This window comes from Lactobacillus sp. WILCCON 0059, from assembly GCF_057197985.1.
This window is the reverse complement of sequence record NZ_JBUBHN010000001.1, coordinates 998,495-1,019,050: the sequence shown is the minus strand read 5'-3', so window position 1 is coordinate 1,019,050 and position 20,556 is coordinate 998,495. Positions and strand designations below refer to the sequence as shown.

General features: G+C 50.4%; 13 protein-coding genes. 5 read left to right on the top strand and 8 right to left on the bottom strand.

What is annotated here, in order from left to right; translation table 11 throughout:
- The first annotated feature begins 114 nt into the window (after nucleotides 1-114).
- Nucleotides 115-1,023, top strand: a complete 909-nt coding sequence (locus tag ACYVUT_RS04915) for an alpha/beta hydrolase fold domain-containing protein (protein WP_484501558.1) — start codon at nucleotides 115-117, stop codon at nucleotides 1,021-1,023.
- A gap of 119 nt (nucleotides 1,024-1,142) precedes the next feature.
- Here the strand turns inward: ACYVUT_RS04915 and nth are convergent, their stop codons facing one another.
- The 7 genes from nth to ACYVUT_RS04880 all read right to left on the bottom strand — a co-directional run bounded on the left by nth (nucleotide 1,143) and on the right by ACYVUT_RS04880 (nucleotide 14,435).
- Nucleotides 1,143-1,772: an endonuclease III gene (gene nth, locus ACYVUT_RS04910; protein WP_484501557.1), complete on the bottom strand. Its 630-nt coding sequence runs from the start codon at nucleotides 1,770-1,772 to the stop codon at nucleotides 1,143-1,145.
- A gap of 20 nt (nucleotides 1,773-1,792) precedes the next feature.
- A complete protein-coding gene (locus tag ACYVUT_RS04905) occupies nucleotides 1,793-2,440 on the bottom strand; it encodes a DnaD domain-containing protein (protein ID WP_484500111.1) in 648 nt (215 codons plus the stop codon).
- A gap of 90 nt (nucleotides 2,441-2,530) precedes the next feature.
- A complete protein-coding gene (gene asnS, locus ACYVUT_RS04900) occupies nucleotides 2,531-3,829 on the bottom strand; it encodes an asparagine--tRNA ligase (RefSeq protein ID WP_484499122.1) in 1,299 nt (432 codons plus the stop codon).
- A 62-nt stretch (nucleotides 3,830-3,891) separates the two neighbouring features.
- Nucleotides 3,892-4,386 (bottom strand): hypothetical protein, encoded by a 495-nt coding sequence (locus ACYVUT_RS04895; protein WP_484501556.1) that lies wholly within the window; start codon nucleotides 4,384-4,386, stop codon nucleotides 3,892-3,894.
- A 1-nt stretch (nucleotide 4,387) separates the two neighbouring features.
- A complete protein-coding gene (locus ACYVUT_RS04890; RefSeq protein ID WP_484500109.1) occupies nucleotides 4,388-7,171 on the bottom strand; it encodes a helicase C-terminal domain-containing protein in 2,784 nt (927 codons plus the stop codon).
- Nucleotides 7,172-7,199: 28 nt separating this feature from the next.
- Nucleotides 7,200-10,883 carry a helicase-exonuclease AddAB subunit AddA gene (gene addA, locus ACYVUT_RS04885; protein WP_484500108.1) on the bottom strand — a complete coding sequence of 1,228 codons (3,684 nt, stop codon included), beginning with the start codon at nucleotides 10,881-10,883 and terminating at the stop codon, nucleotides 7,200-7,202.
- A gap of 12 nt (nucleotides 10,884-10,895) precedes the next feature.
- Nucleotides 10,896-14,435: a PD-(D/E)XK nuclease family protein gene (locus ACYVUT_RS04880; protein WP_484500107.1), complete on the bottom strand. Its 3,540-nt coding sequence runs from the start codon at nucleotides 14,433-14,435 to the stop codon at nucleotides 10,896-10,898.
- Between the two features lie 133 nt (nucleotides 14,436-14,568).
- On the opposite strand from ACYVUT_RS04880, the gene mvk reads away from it, so the two are divergent.
- From mvk to fni, 4 genes are all read left to right on the top strand, one after another.
- Entirely contained in the window at nucleotides 14,569-15,480 is a 912-nt protein-coding gene (gene mvk / locus ACYVUT_RS04875) for a mevalonate kinase (protein WP_439775859.1), read from the top strand.
- Between the two features lie 55 nt (nucleotides 15,481-15,535).
- Nucleotides 15,536-16,495, top strand: coding sequence for a diphosphomevalonate decarboxylase (gene mvaD, locus ACYVUT_RS04870; RefSeq protein WP_484501555.1), 960 nt, complete (start codon nucleotides 15,536-15,538; stop codon nucleotides 16,493-16,495).
- A gap of 76 nt (nucleotides 16,496-16,571) precedes the next feature.
- The gene (locus tag ACYVUT_RS04865) at nucleotides 16,572-17,654 is read left to right on the top strand and encodes a phosphomevalonate kinase (RefSeq protein WP_439775861.1); all 1,083 of its coding nucleotides are present in this window, start codon (nucleotides 16,572-16,574) and stop codon (nucleotides 17,652-17,654) included.
- A gap of 10 nt (nucleotides 17,655-17,664) precedes the next feature.
- Nucleotides 17,665-18,690, top strand: a complete 1,026-nt coding sequence (gene fni / locus ACYVUT_RS04860; protein ID WP_484501554.1) for a type 2 isopentenyl-diphosphate Delta-isomerase — start codon at nucleotides 17,665-17,667, stop codon at nucleotides 18,688-18,690.
- Nucleotides 18,691-19,025: 335 nt separating this feature from the next.
- Here the strand turns inward: fni and ACYVUT_RS04855 are convergent, their stop codons facing one another.
- Complete coding sequence (locus ACYVUT_RS04855; RefSeq protein ID WP_484499632.1) at nucleotides 19,026-20,393, bottom strand: IS4 family transposase; 1,368 nt, start codon at nucleotides 20,391-20,393, stop codon at nucleotides 19,026-19,028.
- Nucleotides 20,394-20,556: the final 163 nt, after the last annotated feature.

Sequence of the window (20,556 nt, the reverse complement as noted above, 5' to 3'; positions counted from 1 at the left end):
TCTGCCGGTGTTTTTGGTGTATTGTAATTTCTATTGAAAACGCTGACTTTTTGCCTGGAATAATCCTTTTTCCTGCCCTACAATTGAATTAGCATGTGAAAAGGAGAAAAAATTATGGAAATTAAAAAATGGTCTTACGCGGATTTTCCGGAATACCAAACCGACTTGCCTGACGTAAAATATATCGACAGTACAGGCGATGAAGTCAGAGTCCTCTACCACCCAAACGTTGAATACGCTGATTATGGCGGGCAGAAACTAAGCTTGCAGATCTTGGAACCATCCACGCGAAATCATCCAAATGATCTGACTTACCCGATCTTTGTTTACGTGCAAGGCTCTGCCTGGATGAAACAAGATGTTTACCGGGACCTGCCCCAGATGGCAAAAATTGCCGCTCTCGGCTATGTCGTCGCGGTTGTCGAATACCGGGGCAGCGACGTGGCTTCCTTCCCCAAGCCGATTCTGGATGCCCAAAACGCCGTTCGCTTCATGAAGCTGCATGGGCCCGAATACCAGGGCGACCCAAAGCGGGTTATTTTAGCGGGCAACTCTTCTGGCGGCCACACTGCCGTTTACGCCAGCTTTTTCCCGGAAGGCGAAGACAATCTCTACCCTGATGTAAATGCCAAAGTAAGTGGTGTAGTCGACTTTTACGGCTCTGTCTCCGTCATGCGGGAAGACAGCAACCCGACAACCATCAACCACCTGCAGGCTGACAGTCCTGAAGGGATGGAAATGGGCCGTGTCGACTTAAGAGAGCAGGCAGACCTGCGCCGGAAATTGTCAGTTGAGTGCAATATCAGCAAGGACACCGATATTCCGCCAGTTTTGATCATTCATGGCACAAAAGACCGGACGGTCAACACAGCCGGCAGCACCGACCTCTACTTGAAATTAAAGGAGTGCGGCAAAGAAGCCTCCTATATCTTGATCAAGGGTGCTGACCACGGCGGCGGGGAATTCACCTCTCCAGCTGTTTTAAAGGAACTGGATGCTTTTATCAAGCATGTTTTAGCATAATATATATAAAAAAGGCCGCCTTCTCCGGCGGTCTTTTACATGCCCAAAACTTCTTTTTTAATCGTGTCAAGGCAATCAATTTTATCACTGCTAGCTCCTCAAATTTTTTTTTTCTCAGCTTAATCTAAATAGCTGTAGGGATCCGGGTTCTTGGCCCGGGCGGGCATCTTGTAGCGGCCAAAGAAGATCATGGCATGGTGGGTGTGGATCCACTCGTCCTTTGGCAGCAGCTCTTCCAGCCGCTTCTCCACCTGCAAAGGAGTTGCCTTTTCCGGCACGATCTTGAACTTCTTGGCAATCCGGGACACATGGGTGTCGACCGCGATGGCCGGAATCCCCCAGCCTTCAGCCAAAACGACATTGGCCGTCTTGTTGCCGACCCCGGCTAATTTGACCAGGTCCTCCTTCTTGCCCGGTACCTGGCCGCCGTATTCATCAACCAGGGTCTGGGACATTTCCTTGAGGTGCTTGGCTTTAGAATGATAGAGGCCAAGCCGGGAAATATCTGCCTCGATTTCCTCCTGGCTGGCCGCCGCCATGGCTTCCGGGGTCGGAAAATCCGCGAAGAGCTGCGGGGTCACCTTGTTGACCATCTTATCTGTCGTCTGGGCGCTGAGCAGGACAGCGCAGATCAGCTGGAAACGGTTGTCCCAGTTCAGCTCCCCTTTAGCCTCCGGGAACATGGCATCGATCCGCTGTAAAACGCTTCTTGCTTCTTCATCACTCAAGAGCTTTTCGTCTTTTCCCATCAAAATCCTCCGTAAACTTACTAACGATTTCTTTCCAAGTACTGCTGGACCTCGCTTGCGGTCTTTAAATTCATTCTCTGCCAATTCAGCAAAATCCGGTCAACGTACTTGAAGCTCATAGCCCGGGACAAGACTGCTTCCCGAAGAGCCAGCTTGATTATCTCCGGGGCATAGTGATCCAAATTCAGCCAGTCCTGGATTTCTTCCCGCTCAATCGGGGTCAAGTAGCGGCCAAATTCAATCTCAAACTCCCGGGCCAGGTCACTCATTGGGTCGTTGTTCAAGCTGTCCTTAGCTTCTTCCAGGACTTCCCCATTCATGTCCTTGACCTGGACATGCTGGTCTAGATACTGGTCCAGCTTGTCATAGAGCTCATCCAGGCTGTAACGGCTGCTGATCTTCCCGCTGGCGTCCTTTGCCTGCCTCAGTGACAGGCAGCCCTTGTCCAGCAGGCTCTGGATCAAGAGAGTGACGTCGCTGACGCTGAAATTGGTGTTGGCCGCGATTTTTTCATTGCTGGGGAAGTAATTTCCCCTTTGAAAAAAAGCTTCCAGCTGCAAGACCAGGGCCAGTTCCGCTTCAGTTAGGCCCAAGCGGGCATAGTAGGCAATCAAGCCATTGCTGATGCTGGTCACTCCCAGCTGCCGGTAAAAATTGTAACTTGGCATTTTCTCACGTTCTTTCACAAAAAATAAAAGAGTGAGTTAACTCACTCTTTTATTTTAGCTTTTATACTTGTTAAAAAACAACTAATGCGCTTATGGCTGCATTCTGTTGATCATTCTTGGGAATGGAATAGCTTCACGAACGTGGTCCAGCTTGCAAATCCAGGCGATAACCCGTTCAAAGCCCATCCCGAAGCCGGAGTGCGGCACGCTGCCGTACTTTCTCAGGTCCAGGTACCAGGAGTAGTCATCCAGGTTGAGGCCTGCTTCTTCGATTTGCGCCTTCAAGGTGTCGTAGTCAGCTTCACGTTCTGACCCGCCCATGATTTCCCCGTAGCCTTCTGGTGCTTCCACGTCGGCACAGAGGTAAGTCAATGGGTTTTCCGGGTTCTTCTTCATGTAGAATGGCTTGATGGCCACCGGGTAGTTGACGATGAAGAATGGCCGGTCGAATTGTTCTGACAGGAAGGCTTCATCTGGCGCGCCGAAGTCGTCGCCCCACTTGAAGTCCTTGCCGGCTTCTTGCAGCATCTTAACCGCGTCATCGTAGGACAGGCGGGTGTAGTTGCCTTCAGCAGCTGGGCGCAGCTTGTCCAGGTCCCGGCCCAGGATGCTCAATTCGTATTCACAGTGCTCCAGGACTTGGCCAACTACGTAAGACAGGAAGCGCTCTTGCAGGTCCAGGGATTCATCTTGGTGCATCCAGGCCATTTCCGGTTCCATCATCCAGAATTCAGTCAAGTGCCGGCGGGTCTTGGAAGCTTCTGCCCGGAAGGTTGGCCCAAAGGTAAAGATCTTGCCGAAGGCTTCTGCCCCGACTTCCCCGTAAAGCTGGCCGGATTGTGACAGGTAAGCATCGTGGTCGAAGTAGTCAATGTGGAAGAGTTCCGTAGTGCCTTCTGGCGCTGAGTGCATCAAAAGCGGCGCGTCAAACTTCACGAAGCCTTCGTTTTCAAAGAAGTCGACCGTGGCCTTGAAGATCCGGTTTCTGATCTGCATGATGGCAAATGGCCGCCGGCTTCTCAGCCAGAGGTGACGGTGGTCCAAAAGGAAGTCGATCCCGTGTTCCTTGTTGGTGATCGGGTAGCCTTCGTTGTTGGAAACAACTTCCAGGTCGCTGATCTGGATCTCATAGCCAAAGTGGGACCGGGCGTCTTCATGGATGGTCCCAGTGATGTAAAAGGAAGCTTCCTGGCGCAGGCCCTTGGCTGCTTCAAAAACTTCCTCGCTGACATTGTTCTTGCGGACAACGCCTTGGAAGAAGGCCGTGCCGTCTCTTAATTGCAGGAAGACGATCTTCCCGCTGGACCGCTTGTCAGTCAGCCAGACATGCATTCTGACTTCTTCGTCAACGTGCTTGGCTGATTCTCTGATTGAAATCAATTCTGTCATTCTTTTTTATTCCACCTTATTTTATTAACTCTATCCATGATAGCAGATTTTTGCCCGCTCTTCTATAACTTATCGACTAGAGACAGGAGCTTGCCGTCTTTAAACTTGTAAATGGCATAGCAGTAGCTGCCATCGCTGTTGACCGCCGTAACTTCCCAGACGGCTTGCTTTTGATACCAGCCCAGGTTGACTTCCTTGATGGTCTTCTTTGGGTATGACTTCTGGAAGTTGGCTTTCACCGTGCTTTCGCTAACGCCGTCATTAGCTGAATAATAGTAGGCTTTGTGGCTGCCAGGCAAATAGATGAAGTAGGCCGCCTTGCCCTTGCTGGTTTTCCCGCTGGCTGAATAAGAACTGACGCCGCGGTTTAAGTGATAGTACTTGTCAATCTGCTTCATGGAAGTCTGCTTGATCAGCTTGGCGACTTTCTCCTTGTGCTGGCTGTAAGGCTTGGCGGCCTTAGCTACGACGGCTACCGTTCCCGCGTAAAGCAAAAACAGGAAAAAGACCAGCCAGGCCAGATATTGCAGAACATTTTTGACTCTTTCGTTAAGCATTTTACCTCTCGAACTTTAACTTATTTTTTAATTCACTTGCTTTGACCTTCTGCACCGGAGCCGGCAGGCTGGACCGGAAGGCCGGGCCATAGCTCTTGGTCCAGATCCGGGGATCCAGGATCAAAAACTGCCCGTAATCATCCTCGCCCCGGATCAAGCGGCCGCATCCCTGCCGCAGGCGGAGAATCGCCCGGGGCAAAGAGTCTTCTTGAAAGACATCCCAGCCTCTTTGGGCCAGATAGTGCTGCCTGAGGCTAACCTCCGGCAGGTCCGGCGATTCAAATGGCAGACGGGTAGCAATGACCAGGTCAATCCCGCAATTGTGGAAGTCCACCCCTTCCCAGAAGCTGTCCGCCCCCAGCAAAATTGACCTTTCCGCGATAACGAAGCGGCGGGTGATCCGCTCGTTTGACCCAGTCAAGCCCTGGGCCAAAAGCTCATAGTCCTTAACCCGGGGATCATTCAGCAGTTCAAAATAGAGCTGCTTGATCAAGTCCAGGTTGGTAAACAGGCACAAAATATGCTTTTGCCCGCTTAAGTCCTTGGTCAGGATATTTTTCAATTCTTCCAAAAAACGCGGACTGTCTGGTTCCGGCTGTCCTTCCCCCATGGCCAGGATCTCTAAGTGGTCGGCCATTGGGAAGCTGGCCTTGCCCTTGTAGCAGGAAACGCCCAAATTTGGCAGGGCCAGGACCTGCTTGGCAAAGGCAAAATTGCCGTCATTAGTTATTGTCGCACTGATCATGCTGATATGGTCAAAGCGGTCGTAAATTTTATGCAATTCTTCAGAACTGTCCAGGCTGAGCCAGTGAAGGTTGCTGCTGAGAGCATCTTCGGGATTGGTCACGTTGACCACAAAGCCCAAATGATCTAAGAGCGGTTGGTTCAAGAGGTCAGCCAGCTGGTAGCTCTTTTCCGTGTAGAATTCCAGCAAGTCAACCTGGTCGTTCAATTCTTCCAGCAGGGATTCTTCATCTGTTAAAAAGCGGTCTTTTTCCTGCTCCAGCAAGTAGCGGATCTGGTTGGTATGGATCCGGACCTGTTCCAATTGCTGCTGGAACTGTCTGAGCAGGGGCTTAAACTGGGAGTTCTCCGGGAAGAGATCCTGGCCCTGGATAGTGAGCTGTAGGCTCTTGTTGGGCAAAACCACCTGGCTGATTGCCTGCCCCTTGTGCTGGTAGAGATACTTTTGCATCCGGTTCAAACTGTGAATCAGGTCCAGGCTCTCCTGGTCCAAGAGATCCAGCATGAACTGCAGCTGGACATTTTCCTCACTTTGCCTGAGCAAGTTGTTGTCCGTAAAATAGAGCAAATTGCGCAGGTGGCTGATGCTGCCCCAGATCGCTTCCAGGCGAAGTGAGTCCGTCCGGGCCGTCTGCAGGTTTTCGCTGAAGCGGTGGGCTTCGTCAATTACCAGGTAAGGGTTCTGTCCCCAGATGGAGTCCATGTAGTGGTTGACCAAGTAAGCGTGGTTGGTCACCAGAATGTTGGCCTGCTCCTGCCGGCGGCGGGCCAGGTTCCAGAAGTCAACGCTGGCGAACTGGCTGGCCACCCGGGCATCCCCGGGGTGCTTGAGCTGGTTAAAAATCGGCAGCTGCTGGCTGGTCAGCTGCAATTCATCCATGTCCCCCGTCGTCGTTTCCGTCAGCCAGACCAGGATCTGCATCTGCAAGAGCAAGGTCGCCTTGTTAGGTGAATTCTGGTAGAGGGTTTGGGCAAAACCGTCCAAATCCAGGTAGTGGCTGCTGGACTTGACCATTTCCGCGTTTAAGCCCAGGCCCGTAACCCGCAGGAGCTGGGGAATTTCCTGGTCTAAGAGCTGCTGCTGGAGAACCTTGGTCGGCGTGGCAATGACCAGTTTTTTGCCAGAGTAAAGCTGGTAGGCATAGGCGAAAAGGTAGGCAAAAGTCTTCCCTGTCCCATTTGGGGCCTCAGCCAGCATGACTCTTTGCCCTTCTTCTTCGACAAAGTCGTGCAGGCGGTCGATCAAGTCCACCTGGGCTTGCCGGTAATTGATCTTGCCTTTAAAAAGCTTGCGCTTGTCAGCGTCTTTAACTGGGAAATGCCCGTTTTCCCCATGTTCAACCGCGGGAATTTCCTGCCTCTTCAAGACCAGGTTGCGGACCTGGATCTTGTCTTTAGGCAGCTTGCGCCGGCTTTGCCGGGACTGGTCGGCAATCTCCTTGATCACATCGCCCGTGTCCCGGATTAACCCCCCGGCCAAAGAGCCCAGGACATTCAAAGTTGCCTGGGGCAAGGAGGCCAGCTTATCGATGATCTTGATGAGCAAAACGGCTGTCCCATAAGCATCAGAATCGGCCTTGTGAGGGTTGGCGTGCTTAATCTCCAGGCTGGCCGTCAAGTCTCGCAATTTGTAAGAAGGCAGGGTCGGAAAAGCGATCTTGGCCAGTTCAACCGTATCAACCGCCTTGCAGGTCAAGGCTTCAAAGCCGGCATTGGTCAGTTCATAGTTCAAGAAGGGAAAGTCGAAATTGACATTATGGGCCACAAAAACCGTATCCTGCAAAATCTCGCGGATTTTCGGGGCATAGTGCTTAAAATCAGCCTGGCCAGCCACCATCTTTTGGTCAATCCCGGTCAGATTGGTCACGGCTAGTGGAATTTCCCGGTGGGGGTTCATCATAAAAGAATAGGTCTTGACCACTTCGCCGTCTTTGACCAAGGCGCAGCCAAACTGAATGATCCGGTCCCCCTCCTCCTTGCGCGTCCCGGTCGTTTCCAAGTCAACGACCGCGAAGGTTTCGCCGGCAAAAAAATCCGCCATTTTCCGCTCCTTTCACTCCTAAAAACTTCTAATCAACTTCAACAATTTCCCGGCAGCTCAAAAGCACCAGGTACTTTTTCAAAACAGGCAGCCGGCCTGATTCGTTCAAGGCTCTTTCATAGAGGCGCAGCTGGCCCTGGTACTTCTCTTTCAGCTTCTGGATTGCTTCATCCTGCTTACGCGGGTTAACGTGGTCAGTCTTGTAGTCAAATAAAATGATACCATTCTCTGCTTCATAATAGCCATCGATTGTCCCATGAACCAAAATTTCTCCTGGAAAATCGCTGAAATCCTTAAATAAAGTCTTCGGTGACAAGATGGTGGCAAAATTTTCTTCCCGGTAAAGGCGGTCGGGGTGCTGGTAAAAGTCCTTGGCAAAGTCGCTCTTGACAAACCAAGACAAGGCTTCCCGATCCAACTTGCTGGCCAAAGTTGGGCTCAGCCGGCCTTTTTCAACCAGGCCGGCAATGCAGCTGTCAATTGCATCCCTGTCGCCCTTGGCATAGTCATAGTACTGCAAGACCAAGTGGCTGGCCGTCCCCAGTTCAGCTGAGCTGACCGTGTTTTGGAAGAGGAATTCTGGCTCAGTATCGATCGGCTGCAAATAGCGGTTGGCTGACTGCAGTTCTGAAATGTGGGAGTCGGCCAGTTCGTCTTCGATCGGGTCGCCAAAAGCCTTCTTGATTTCAGAGACCGCCTGGTAGGCCGTCGTCCGGCTGGCATCCAAGTAGGGATAGCCGCCCTGGCTGAAGGCATAGAGTTTTTCCGCCTGCTCAAAGACGGCTTCTTCCTCTTCAGTCAAGTCTTCCCCGCCGGCAGCTGCCGCTTCATTTGCCGGCAGCTGGGCCTGGTCTTTCTTTGGGTCAAAGTGGACAAAGACCAGACTGTCTTCCTGGCCAACTGCCAAGTCACTGACGGCTTTTTCTCCCAGCCGCTTCACTTGCTTGGCGTGGGCTAAGGCCGGGGCTAAAAAGTCCAGGGGCTTGGCCACCTTCATCTTGTCCAAAAGGGGCAGGCGGCCAGCTGAAATTTCCTTGGCCCACTTCTCTTCCAGGCCTGCCAGGTCAGTTTTAGCCGGCAGCTTGATATTTGCCGCCAGGATCAGCTTCTGCTTAGCCCGGGTCAAAGCTACGTAAAGCAGACGGGCTTCTTCTTCCAGCAGCTTCTGCTTTTTGGCAATCTTCAGCCAGGCATTGACCAAAGTATCTGCCCGGTATTCCGCTTCATCAAACGGGTAGGCAAAGGACAAACCCAGCCCGCTGGCATCTAAAACATAGTTGCCGGTGATGTCTTGCTGGTAATTGTAGCGGTGCTCCAAGCCCAGGACAAAGACGACCGGGAATTCCAGCCCCTTTGAGGCGTGAATGGTCATCAGCTTGACTGAATTGTCAGCATTTTCGCTCAAGATCGGCTGGGCCAGGTCCTTCTGGTTCTTCCGCATTCTGGCGATAAAGTTGATGAACTGGTAAAGGTCCTTGAAGCCCGAGCTTTCGTAGGCGCTAGCTCTTTCATACAGGGCGGTCAAATTGAGCCGGCGCTGCTGGCCGTTGGTCATGGCGGTCACGATTTCCAAAAAGCTGGTCCGCTCATAAATGGTCCAGAGCAGTTCTGAAATCCGGTGGCTCAAGGCAAAGTCCCGCAAATCTTGCAATTGGTCCAAAAAGTCCCGGCAGCGGGCAGCCAGATCAGTATCTTTTTTAGCATATGTTCTTAAAGCCGCGTAGAAGCTGATGCTCTTGTTGACCAGGCGGATTTCCGCCAAATCAGAACTAGAGAAGTTGAAGATCGGAGACCGCAAAACCGCCACCAGGGGAATGTCCTGGTCCGGATTGTCGATGATCTTCAAGTAGGACATGATGACCGTCAATTCAAAGGTCTGAAAGTAGTTCTGGACATCCATGACAAAAAGCGGAATCCCGTAACGGTCAAATTCCTGCTTGATGTCCAGGTTGCTGGTCTTGGACCGGGTCAAAATGGCAATGTCTCCATAGCTGATCGGCCGGGTCTGCCCGGTCTTTGGGTCAAAAATTGGCGTCTGGTCGTTAAGCAACTTTTGGATCCGGCTGATCACCATGGCCAAATCGCCCTGGTCCAATTCCCCGTCATCTTCTGAAGCAGAAGAATCTTCTTGGTAGAGGACTTCTGTTTCTGTTGGCAAGGCAGCGTTTGGATCATAACCGGCCGCGAATTTCAGCTGCCCTTCGTTTTTGTAGTCAATCCCGCCAAAGTCCTTGGTCAAGAGGCTGTCAAAGATCAAGTTGACGGCCTGGGTGACCGGCTGGCTGGAGCGGAAGTTTTCGGCAAAAATAATCCGCTTCTTGCCTGCCGAATTTTCCTGGCCATATTCGTCATACTTGGCAATAAAGAGACTGGGCTCCGCCTGGCGAAAGCCGTAAATTGACTGCTTGACGTCCCCAACCATAAAGAGGTTGTTCTTCCCGTCTTTTTTCAGCCGCTGGATCAAACCGTCCTGCAAGGCGTTGGTGTCCTGGTATTCATCGACCATGATTTCCTTGAAGCGGTTTTGGTAGTAAGCCCGGGCCAAGTCGGAATTTGAACTGTCCTGGGTCAGGATTTCATAGGCTAATTGCTCCATGTCGCTGAAGTCCAGAACCCGGTCATTCCGCTTTAACTCATTGAAGCGATCGATAAAGGCCAGCTCGACTTCAGCTGCTGTCTTCACGATTTCAGCCCCCTTGGCCAAAAGGGCCTGCTGGTCAGCATTGCTATTTGCGTAAAAACTGGTGTAGACATTGAAGACCAGCTGCTTGCCAGCTTCTTTAACCTCCTTTGCCTCCTCGACAAAGTCGGCGATGTCCTTGTTAGTCCGCAAGGTCCCGTCAAACCGGCAGCTGGCCAGCAAGTCTCTTTGCCGGTCAAAGGGATCATCTGTAGCCAGGCTTTCCCGGTAGCTGGATAAGCTGGCGGCGAAAGCCCTAAAAGGTGGCTGGTATTTGACAAACTTTTCATGGTCAAAGTCTGCTTCGGCCATCAAAGCCGTCAGCTTGTCAGCCAGGTTGGAAAATTCTTCTTCCAGGTAAGGCTTGATCTTCTCCTGCCACAAGGGGCTGTCGACGACGTCGCTGGTCTCCAGCTGGTAAGAGGCAGGCAATTTTTGCAGCCAGCCTCGGTAGTTTGGCCGGGCCATGGCAAAATGGTATAACTCCAATAGCAGGTCTCTGGCCGCGTCCACGTTGCTGTCGCCGGCAAACGCATCGTAAAAGGCCCTGAAGCGGTCTTTTTTCTTCTGGTCTTCATTTTGCAGGTAGCCGTTTTCGACATCCCGAAGAGCTCTTTCCTTTAACAGCTCAATCTGGGTCGCGTCAGTTAAAATGCTGAAGTCCGGGTCGATATCAATCACGAAGTAGAAGCGGCGGATGACATCCAAACAGAAGGAGTCGATCGTGGAAATGATCGCGGTATCAATCTGGGCCAGCTGCCGGCGCAAAAAGTCGGCCTGGCTGCTGTCTGTTTCCACTTGCAGGCGCTCTTGCAGTCGCTGCTTGATCCGCTGCTTCATTTCACTGGCCGCGGCCCGGGTAAAGGTGATGACCAAGAGCTGGTCAACTTCCAAGTGGTCTTCCATGATTTCCCGGATGACCCTTTCAACCAAAACGCTGGTTTTGCCTGAGCCGGCAGAAGCCGAGACCAAAAGATCCTGGCCCCGGCTTTCGATAGCGCTGGCCTGGTCTGGTGTGTATTTTACAGCCATACTTTTTCCTTTCTATATACCCTGCCCCAGCCTTTTTTCAATCAAGGCCAGCAGCTCAGCCTTTTTCAGGCTTGGCAGGTCCCGGTAAGAGTTGGTCGGCAGCTGCTGGTCAAAGTAGAAGATGTCCTTGTAGTCACTATATGTTAGGCCAGTGCTGGTCCCCTGCCGGAAGGGATTTAGGGCGATCTGCCCGCTCAAGATTTCGCTGGCCGCGTCTTCGATCAAGGCTTCGACATACTCTAAGAGCTCCCTCATTTCGTCCTGGCTGAAGAAGTTGTCTTTTTTGCCAAAAGTGCCACTCTTATTCAGCTTAAGGCCCCGATAGACCGGACTGGCTGACTTTTTCTCCAGGACTTGGTCAACTTCCTGGTACCAGGCTGGCTCGCTGACAAAGACCCCGGACAGTTTCAGCTTGTCTTCCCCGCCCAAAAGGTTCTCTTTCAGCTGCAGCTTGCTGTCAAACAAGGCCCCATTTGATGAAGAATTGACGGAATTCAGCTTCCGGGTGACATACTGATAAAAGGCACCAAGAAGGTCAAACTGCCGCCCGCCAGCCAGGAGGTCCCGGTTCTTTTCCAAGACATCCAGGTAGGCAATCATCTGCAGATCCACCCCGCCGGCAAAACGGGCCAGGTTGAAGCTGTGGTCAGAAGACTTGTAGTCAATCAGTTGCCCTAAAACGTGCTGGTCCCCGTTAAAGAGGTCGACCCGGTCAATCTTGCCCCGGAGGCTGATCTTCCGCTGGCCGGCAAACTTCTTCAAAGGCAGGACCAGGCCGGCCAATTTTTCCGCCGGGCCAAAGGCCAGTTCCCCGTATGTAGCCCGCATTTTGTTCTCCTGCTGCTTTCTCCGGTAGTTCTGGGCCACCTTGCTGGTCGTCTTGTCAAAAGCTTTGAAGAGATATTGATTAAAGGGATCGCGCAAAAACTGTTGGTAAAGGGGTTCTTGCAGGATCTCGCTTCTGACCTGCTTGAGCAAAAGCTCCAGGTCCAGCTCGCTGAGCTTGTCAATTTCGATATTTTTCTTTTGCATTTCCTTGAGCAAAAGCTCAAAAGTCCGGTGGAAGTAGTTGCCGGACTGGATGGCGTTCAGCTCGTTTTCTGCCCGGGGCCGCAGGCGCAGGCCATAGTTAAGGAAGTATTCAAAGGAATTCTGGTAGTAGCTTTCCAGCTGGGAGACCGATGACAAAAGGTCTTTGCCGTACAGGCGCTCAGCCAGGTCCTCTGAGATGTCTTGCGGATTGTTGTCGTAAGCCATCCCTTCCGCGATTTCTTCTGCCTTTTCTTCTTCATACTGCCGGCTGAGTTTGACTAATTTGGTCACCAGCGGACTTTGGGCGGAATTTTCCTCTGCATAGGCCAAATAGCCCAAGCTGGCCTTGGGACTGGTCAAAAAGAGCAAAAGCTGACGGGCAAATTCGGTCCGGTCTTTTTCGCTGTTGTCTGGCAGGTCCCTTTGCCGGTATTCCCGGCCGTTAACCATCTTCAACAGACGCTTGTAATAAATAGAAGGATCCAGCAAGTCGTTATTGGAATTGATTACCGGATAGGAAATGTAGACCCGGTCAGAGGCCAGGGCTAAAGCATTGCCAAATTGGTATTCCTGGTCCAAGTTGCGGAGCTGCTGGGCATCTTCTAGGTAGGCGTCTTCAGCAAAAAAGTCAGCCAAACTGGCCAGGTTTTCCGTGGTCAAAAAGTTGGGCTGGTCACTGATTTGCGGCAGGCTGCCATTGGCTGCCCCGATGATGAAGACCTGCTTGTAGCCACTGGTCTGCACCATCCCGTATTCTGACAAAGTGACAGCGTCCAGGCTGGCTGGAATCGTCGCGAAATTGGCCTGGGAAAAGGCCGCCGTCAGCATCTTAAAGAAGTCAGCCCAGGCAAAGTTTTCCGGGTTGACCAAAAGGTAGTCTTTCAGAAGAGACAAAAGCAGATTCCAGCACTGTTCCGGCTGCTGGGCCTGCTGCAAGTCCCCGCTCTCGCTGGCTTTTAAGCGCCAAGCTTCCAGGCGGGCACTGACCCCGTTTTTGACCAAGAAGTCAAAGAAGAGCTTAACGGCGGTCATGCTGTCTTTTTCATTTTTCAGCTGGCTGGAAAGGCGGGAGATCTTGCTGACAAAAAAGTCCCGCAGCTTATCCAAACGCTCCAGGCGCTTTTGATATTGCTCTTGGTCCAGGGCAATCACCTGGGCCTTGGTGAAGTCCTTGAGGGGCTTTTGCCAAAGGCTGTACTTGATCCCGTGGGCTAAGGCAAAATTTTCCAGCTGGTCGACATCGCGTAAATACGCGGCTTCCCCAGCTTCTTCATCCCCTTCTAAATACCAAGCCGGGATCAAGAGGCGGGTCTTCATGAGGCTCAAAAGAGCTGGCGTATCGCCTGGCTGCTGGAGAAGCTTGCCTAAATTTTCCAGCAAAATCACCAAAGGGTGGTACTTCATTTGCTGCTGCAAGTCATCAAAGAAGGGAATCTGGTTTTGCCGCAAGATCGGGGCCAGGTAAGTTTCATACTCTTGCAGGTTCGGAGCCAGGACCAAAAAGTCCCGGTACTGGCAGCCTTTTAAGGCCACCTCGTCATAGATGGTCCGGGCCACGAAATAGGCTTCGGCGTAGCGGGAATCCGCCTTGACCAGCTGGAGGTTGTTTAAGTCCGGCACGCTTTCCCCCTGCCAGGCCCTGTTTAAACTTTCTGCCGGGCTGCTTTGGCTGGTGATTTTTTCACTTTCCCAAGCAAAATCATGAGCAGAGAAATAGCCAGTCAAGTCCCGGATGGTCTTCTGGACCACGTAGTCGTATTCGCCTGCCACGGGTTCGAGCAGGCTGCCGTCAGCGGTCTTGAAGGCAAAAGTCATGTCGCTGGCAAAAGCCGCCAGCAGCTGCATGGTCATTTTTTCTTGAATGGAAAAATGGGAGAAATCAGTCACATAGAAGCTGGCCTGGCTGACCAGGTCTGGCTGGCTGGCCAGAAGCTGGTTCAGCTGGATATTCAGTTCATCCTTGGTGGCAAAGTGCTTGTCGCTGACAACTTGCAAAAAATCCTGGTAGATCAAGTCCAGGTCATGCAGCTTATCTCTGGTTTCATTGTCCAGGTCCAAGGATACTGCCGGGTCAGCTGCCCGCTCTAGAAGGCTGGCCAGGTCCAGCTGGCCGGTATGAACCTGCAGGATCGTGCTGTAGACTTGCTTGATCATGCCAGAATTGGCGTGGGTGTTTTTAAAAAGCAAGAGTTCATCCCTGCGCTTGTTGATGATCTGCTCCAAAATCATGGTCGCGGCCGCGTCATCCAGGCTTTCTGGCATGAGCAGGTCAGCTTTTTTAAAGAAAAACCAGGCCAGGCGGGAGAAGGACAGGACGTGCAGGTGCTTAACGCTGGTCTCTTTCCGCCCTTGAAGTTGGGCGACTTTGCCTATTGCGGCAACTTCTGTGTTAAACTTGATATGGTTTGGAACAATAATAAAAGTATCTTTGCCAGGCTGAGCCAGATAATTTCGGGCAGCCCGGCCGATGATTTCAGTTTGCAGGGGATCGGACTGTCTGCCGGTTAAAATTTTGATCATTGCTTCCACTCCTTTGTTGACTGATCGATCAATCTAAATTTTATCAATCTCTTTCCTTTTTGGGAACTGATTGCCATTGATTCTAAGCAAACGTTAAGCGAACTAGCGAAATTGTTTATTGAGGTGATTCTTTTTGCAGACTTCTTGTACTGCTCATGGAAAAGTAATTTTGATCGGCGAGCATTCCGTTGTTTACGGCTATGACGCCCTGGCCATGCCGATTCAGGCTCTCCACATCAAGACGACTGTCAGTGATTATGCCGGTCCGGTCTGGATGGATACCAAGCTCTACCAGGGTCCTTTTTTTGACGCGCCGGACGACTATAACGGCCTTAAGTATGTCGTCAAGGAACTTTTTGCCAGAAGCGGGAAAAGTCCCCAGATCAAACTTACCTATACCGGGGAAATTCCCATGGAGCGCGGGCTTGGCTCCTCAGCCACTGTTGCCTATGGCACTACCGTCGCCTTGAGCCAATACCTGGGCCTTGAGCTGAGTGAAAGCGAAGTTATGGACATCACCAACCAGGCAGAAACGATCAACCACGGCAAGGCTTCTGGCTTGGACGCGGCCACGGTTAATTCCGATTACCTGGTCTTTTTTAATAAGCAACAGGGCGTTAAAAAGCTCTCCTCGAAATTAGGCGCCAGCCTCTTGATCATGGACACGGGCGATTTGGGCAATACCAGAGAAGCCGTCACCATGGTCGCCAAGCTTTTAAATGAGTCTCCGGACGCGCAAGCAAGAATGCGGCAGTTGGGGCAACTGGCTGACGAAGTCAAAGCTGCCTGGCTTCTTCAAGACCCAGAAAGCGTTGGTAAATTTTTCAATCAAGCCCAGGAGCTTTTAGCCTCCTTTAATTTGTCGACGGCCAAGATCGACCGGATCTGCCAAATCGCCCAAAAAGGCGGGGCCTTAGGCTGCAAATTGTCCGGCGGGGGGCTGGGCGGGATCGTCATCGCTCTTTGCAAAGATGCCGGTGCTTGCGAAAAGCTTGCCCAAGCCTGCCAGGCTGAAATCAGTGACTACTGGATTGAAGAAATTTGATTTTTGGCAAAAAGTTATTGAAAAACAGAATTGCACAGTAAAGGAATGAAAAAAGATGAGTAAAACTGCCCGCGCCCATACCAATATCGCCTTGATCAAGTACTGGGGCAAGAAGGACGCCAAATTGCGCCTGCCGCTCATGTCCAGTCTGTCCATGACCCTGGATGCTTTCTACAGCGACACCAAAATCTCAGACAGCGAGCAAATGTCCTTTAAATTGAACGGCCAAGCCGTTTCGGGCCCGGCTGCTGACCGCGTTTTCGCCTACCTCCGGGCTATGCAAGACCGCTTTGGGGTCAAGGGAAATTTGGCGGTTGAATCAGTCAACCAGGTGCCAACCGCGGCTGGCCTGGCCTCTTCCAGCTCAGCTTTCGCGGCCATGGCGGCGGCTTTTGCCGACCACTACCAGTTAGGCGTTGACAGACGGGAACTGTCCAGAATGGCCCGGATGGGGTCTGGCTCTGCTTCAAGATCTGTTTTTGGCGGCTTTTCCGTCTGGCAAAAAGGCGACAGCGACGAAACTTCTTATGCTTACCCGCTGGATGAAGCGCCTGACATGGACCTCCGTCTTTTGGCCGTTGAAATCAACGACCAGGAGAAGAAAATTTCTTCAACCAAGGGAATGGAAATGAGCAAGAGCTCACCTTTCTATCAACTTTGGCTGGACAGAAACGACAGTGAAATCGCCGAGATGGAAGAAGCAATCAAGCAGGCTGACTTTAGCAAATTGGGTTCTCTGGCTGAATTAAATGCTAGTGAGATGCATGCTTTGACTTTCACTGCTGTCCCTGGCTTCACCTATTTTGAGCCTAATACCATCAAGGCTATCAAGCTGGTTCAGGACCTGCGCCAGCAAGGGCTGGAATGCTACTACACCATTGATGCCGGCCCGAATGTCAAGGTCCTCTGCCAGGGAAAAAATTCTAAAGATATTATTAATCACTTTGAGTCCTCCTTTGATCGTGTTAAGATTATTGAGGCAGGTTTTGGTCCAGGAGTCACTCTGTTGGACTAAAGCTTATTTAATTGGCTATAATGTCTAAAGGCATAAAATAAAAGAAAAAATTAAAAGAATAAGAGGAAGAGTTTTTTTGATTACTGAAAAAGCACCAGGCAAGCTTTACATTGCCGGGGAATACGCTGTTTTGGAACAAGATTGTCCAGCCATTCTGGTCGCCCTTGACCAGTACGTCAGGGTCTCAATCAAGCCAAGCAGCAGCGATACTGGTTTGATTCACTCCAAGCAATACTCCCAAGATTCAATTCACTGGGTCAGACGGGGGTCAAAGATGGTGATCGACAACCGGGACAATCCTTTTGAATACATTCTGTCAGCAATTTCTTTTACCGAAAGATACTGCTTGGAACAAAAGGTCAAGATGGGCGTTTACGACTTGTACGTCAACTCTGACCTGGATTCAGCAGATGGCAAGAAGTATGGCCTGGGTTCTTCAGCCGCGGTAACGGTCGCGACCGTTAAGGCAATCCTGCGCTTTTACGGTGTCCAGGCAAGTAAGGATTTGATTTACAAACTCTCCACCATTTCCCACTACTCAGTCCAGGGCAACGGCAGTGCCGGCGACATCGCGGCCAGCGTTTACGGGGGATGGATTGCCTACCAGACCTTCAACAAGCTTTGGCTGAAAGAAGAACTGGCAAGCAAGTCCCTGTCAACAGTGGTCGGTGAAGCCTGGCCAGGTCTGAAGATCCAGCAATTGGTTCCGCCAAAGGGCATGGAGCTCTTGATTGGCTGGAGCCAACAGCCGGCTTCAACCTCCCGCCTGGTTGACAAGACCAACGCCAACAAGAACAATCTGCGGACTGAATACGCCAAGTTTTTGGCAGACTCGCGCAAGTGCGTTTTGAAGATGATCCGCGGCTTTGAAGAAGCAAACATTGCTTTGATTCAAAAGCAGATTGGCATCAACCGCCGCTTGCTGCAGCATTTTGCCGCTATCAACAATATTGCCATCGAAATTCCCCGCTTGACTGAGCTGATCGAAATCGCCAACAAGTATGGCGGCGCGGCTAAGACCAGCGGCGCGGGCAACGGCGACTGCGGCATCGTCATCGTCAACAAGGACACCGATATTGACCGCCTTCGCAAGGACTGGGTCAAGAACAACATCCTGCCCCTGGAATTTCACATTCACCAATCTGAATTAACCTACTAAGAGCATTGCGATGTCACAAAGATCTATAAGAAAAGAAGAACATCTGGCTTTGACACAGATGTTTTTTAATGCCCAAAAAACGAATTCCTTTGACCAGGTTCACCTGCTCCGCCCGGCCCTGCCAGAAAGCCAGGTAAAGCTGAACGCGATCAAGACGACCTGGTTTGGCAAAGAACTGTCTGCCCCCTTCTTCATCAACGCGATGACTGGCGGGTCGGAAAAGTCCAGGCAGATCAACCGGCAGCTGGGTGAAATTGCCAATAAGCAGCAAATTGCCTTGGCCTTAGGTTCGGCCAGCATCTTGACCAAGGAAGAAGACCAGCTGGAATCCTTCTATGTGGCTAGAGAAGCCAATCCAGACGGCCTATTATTTGCCAACGTCAATCCCTTGACCCCAGCTAAAGCGGCCGCCAAGATCGTCAAGGATCTGCAAGCAGATGCCCTGCAGATCCACCTTAACGTGGCCCAGGAGATTCCCATGCCTGAAGGTGACCGCGACTTTGTCTGGCTGGACCGGATGCTGGAGATTAAGGAAGCAGCTGGCGTGCCAGTCATCGTCAAGGAAGTCGGCAGCGGCTTAGACCCAGTCAGCCTGCAAAAGCTGCAGGCAGCTGGCTTTAGCTGGTTCGATATCGGGGGAGCTGGCGGCACTAATTTTGCCCAAATTGAAAATTCCCGCAATCCCCACCCCATGGCTTATTTGAATGACTGCGGCCTGCCAACGGCCCTGGCTGCCCTTTTGGCGGCTCCATTGACCAAGCGGCTGATCGTCTCTGGCGGAGTCAGAAACCCGCTGGACGTCTTCAAGGGCTTGGCCCTGGGCGGCAAATTTGTGGGCGTAGCCAACCACTTCCTCCACACCCTTTTAAACGAGGGAGCTGACGGACTGGATGAAGAAATCGGCCGCTGGAAGGAAGAGCTTGCCTACCTTTTTGCCTTATATGGACAAGACAGCTTGCCAGTCAAGCAGCCGTATTACTTGGACTTGGAACTGAAAAACCAGTTTGACCAGCTTAAGCAGCATTCTGGCAAATAAAGCTACAAAGAAAGAACAAAAGAAATAACTGTTGACAAATTCTCACCCAGGATTTACTTGTTAACAGTATTTTTATTGGCGCGGCAGAGCCGCGCTTTTTATTTTTTATAAAAATTGTAGTAACGAGTAGGACTTTAAAAATGCAACAAAAAAAGAATCCAGTTTACACTCAATGTCATTAAGTTAAGGGATTGACATTGACCATAGATCGGTTCTAAATAAAAACTTGTTCAATATCACGCCGTTTTGGTGTGATCCTTGAACAAGTTTTTTTGTTTCTACGCATGACAAAATAGTCCTTAGTAGGACTTGAAAGCTATGCAAACCTTACAAAATTAGAGCCGGTAATTGAAAACTACTGCACTTCTTGGATGTATATTTCGATTGTAACTTCGGTTTGGCCTAATCATCCCGATATACATCGAAATCATATACAGTAACTCCTCATAATTCTTCTTTAGCCATCCAGCACCTAGTAAATAATGTGCTAAAAAGAACGCCATGGATAGGTTTATCTGGTATGGGCTGTCAGATTTTGACTTAGGATGCGGAGCATAAGCCTGGTTCACCATGGTCATTATCACATTGTAGGCAATCAGATGGGCATACAGCTCCATCTTTACAAACTCGTCTTTCTTGGAATGGAACTGGATTCCGCAGTCATCGTACTTAAGTGTCTTGAAAGACTTCTCAATTCCCCAGCGTAAATTGTATAGTTCTTTCATTCTGTCGAGCGGAAACTTATCTGCGTCAAGATTAGTTACCAGGACTTCCCACTGCTCCTTATTCGGAGCATCATCAGGGTTGATTCTGAACTTGCATACACGGAATCTCACATGACAAAACTGTTTAAAGTCCCAGCTGTTGTCCTTACTATTCTTGGATTTGAACTTCTTGTACTGATGATTTACATGGTTTACCAGATGTATATTGAGATGATCTTTGTTTTGGGTATAGAAATGGTTAGATGTAGTTACCCAGCAGTCAAGGATACCGTCATATTCTTCATCGGGCAGCTGGCTGATTTCCTTGATCGCAGTGAAACCCGTTTTTGACCTTATCACGTAGTAGCAGTCTTTGTTTACGTTGCAGTGCTGAATCATATTGAAGGATAGATATCCGCGATCCATCAAGACGATATATTTTCCGCAATCAAGCCTAGAAAGCATCTCAACGGCTGCCTTTCGTTCATCCATCCTGTTCTTAGGTTGAATCACACAATCTTGATAGATCTTATTTTCAAGATCGTACAGGGCATTAAGATGAACCTGGCAGTAAGGTTTGCGATTGGCGCCTTCAAAACGGACGATATTTTCAGATTTAGGATTCCATACTTGATTAAAGTCTGAGCCGTCAATGGCAAACAGTCTATATTCATCATTGTATAGTTTTAGACTCGTAAGATTCATATTAAGCTGGTCAAAAATGTATCTGAATATGTCAGGTTTAAGCTTAGCTTTGGCTTGTACAAAAGCGGAAGCTGTAATACTACAGCCAGAAAGCGATATGTTCTTGAACAGCTCCTTCTGAATGCTCTCGGACTGCATATTGATGATCAACATAATCAGCTTAGAAACGTCAATCACACGGTGTCTGCTAAAAGCAGTTGGTTTGGTGGTAAATTCCGAAATTTTGGATACCGCTTCATTGATAATAGAATCAAGTAGAGCTAAAATATTTACAGGTAGAGATTGAGATTTCATAGTTTACACAGCTTTCAATATATTTCTACTGTTTACGAAAAACGTGGGAGTGCTAATGACACTTCCACGTTTATTTTTATTCCGAATCCTACAAAAGTCAAAAGAACCGTACTACCCAAATTTTGGATAATACGGTTCTTTCTTGTTGTCAATCCCTTAACTT

Coding starts and splice junctions, on each gene's coding strand:
- ACYVUT_RS04915 (WP_484501558.1), top strand. CDS start 115: ATGGAAATTAAAAAATGGTCTTACGCGGATTTTCCGGAATACCAAACC.
- nth (WP_484501557.1), bottom strand. CDS start 1,772: ATGGGAAAAGACGAAAAGCTCTTGAGTGATGAAGAAGCAAGAAGCGTT.
- ACYVUT_RS04905 (WP_484500111.1), bottom strand. CDS start 2,440: ATGCCAAGTTACAATTTTTACCGGCAGCTGGGAGTGACCAGCATCAGC.
- asnS (WP_484499122.1), bottom strand. CDS start 3,829: ATGACAGAATTGATTTCAATCAGAGAATCAGCCAAGCACGTTGACGAA.
- ACYVUT_RS04895 (WP_484501556.1), bottom strand. CDS start 4,386: ATGCTTAACGAAAGAGTCAAAAATGTTCTGCAATATCTGGCCTGGCTG.
- ACYVUT_RS04890 (WP_484500109.1), bottom strand. CDS start 7,171: ATGGCGGATTTTTTTGCCGGCGAAACCTTCGCGGTCGTTGACTTGGAA.
- addA (WP_484500108.1), bottom strand. CDS start 10,883: ATGGCTGTAAAATACACACCAGACCAGGCCAGCGCTATCGAAAGCCGG.
- ACYVUT_RS04880 (WP_484500107.1), bottom strand. CDS start 14,435: ATGATCAAAATTTTAACCGGCAGACAGTCCGATCCCCTGCAAACTGAA.
- mvaD (WP_484501555.1), top strand. CDS start 15,536: ATGAGTAAAACTGCCCGCGCCCATACCAATATCGCCTTGATCAAGTAC.
- fni (WP_484501554.1), top strand. CDS start 17,665: ATGTCACAAAGATCTATAAGAAAAGAAGAACATCTGGCTTTGACACAG.
- ACYVUT_RS04855 (WP_484499632.1), bottom strand. CDS start 20,393: ATGAAATCTCAATCTCTACCTGTAAATATTTTAGCTCTACTTGATTCT.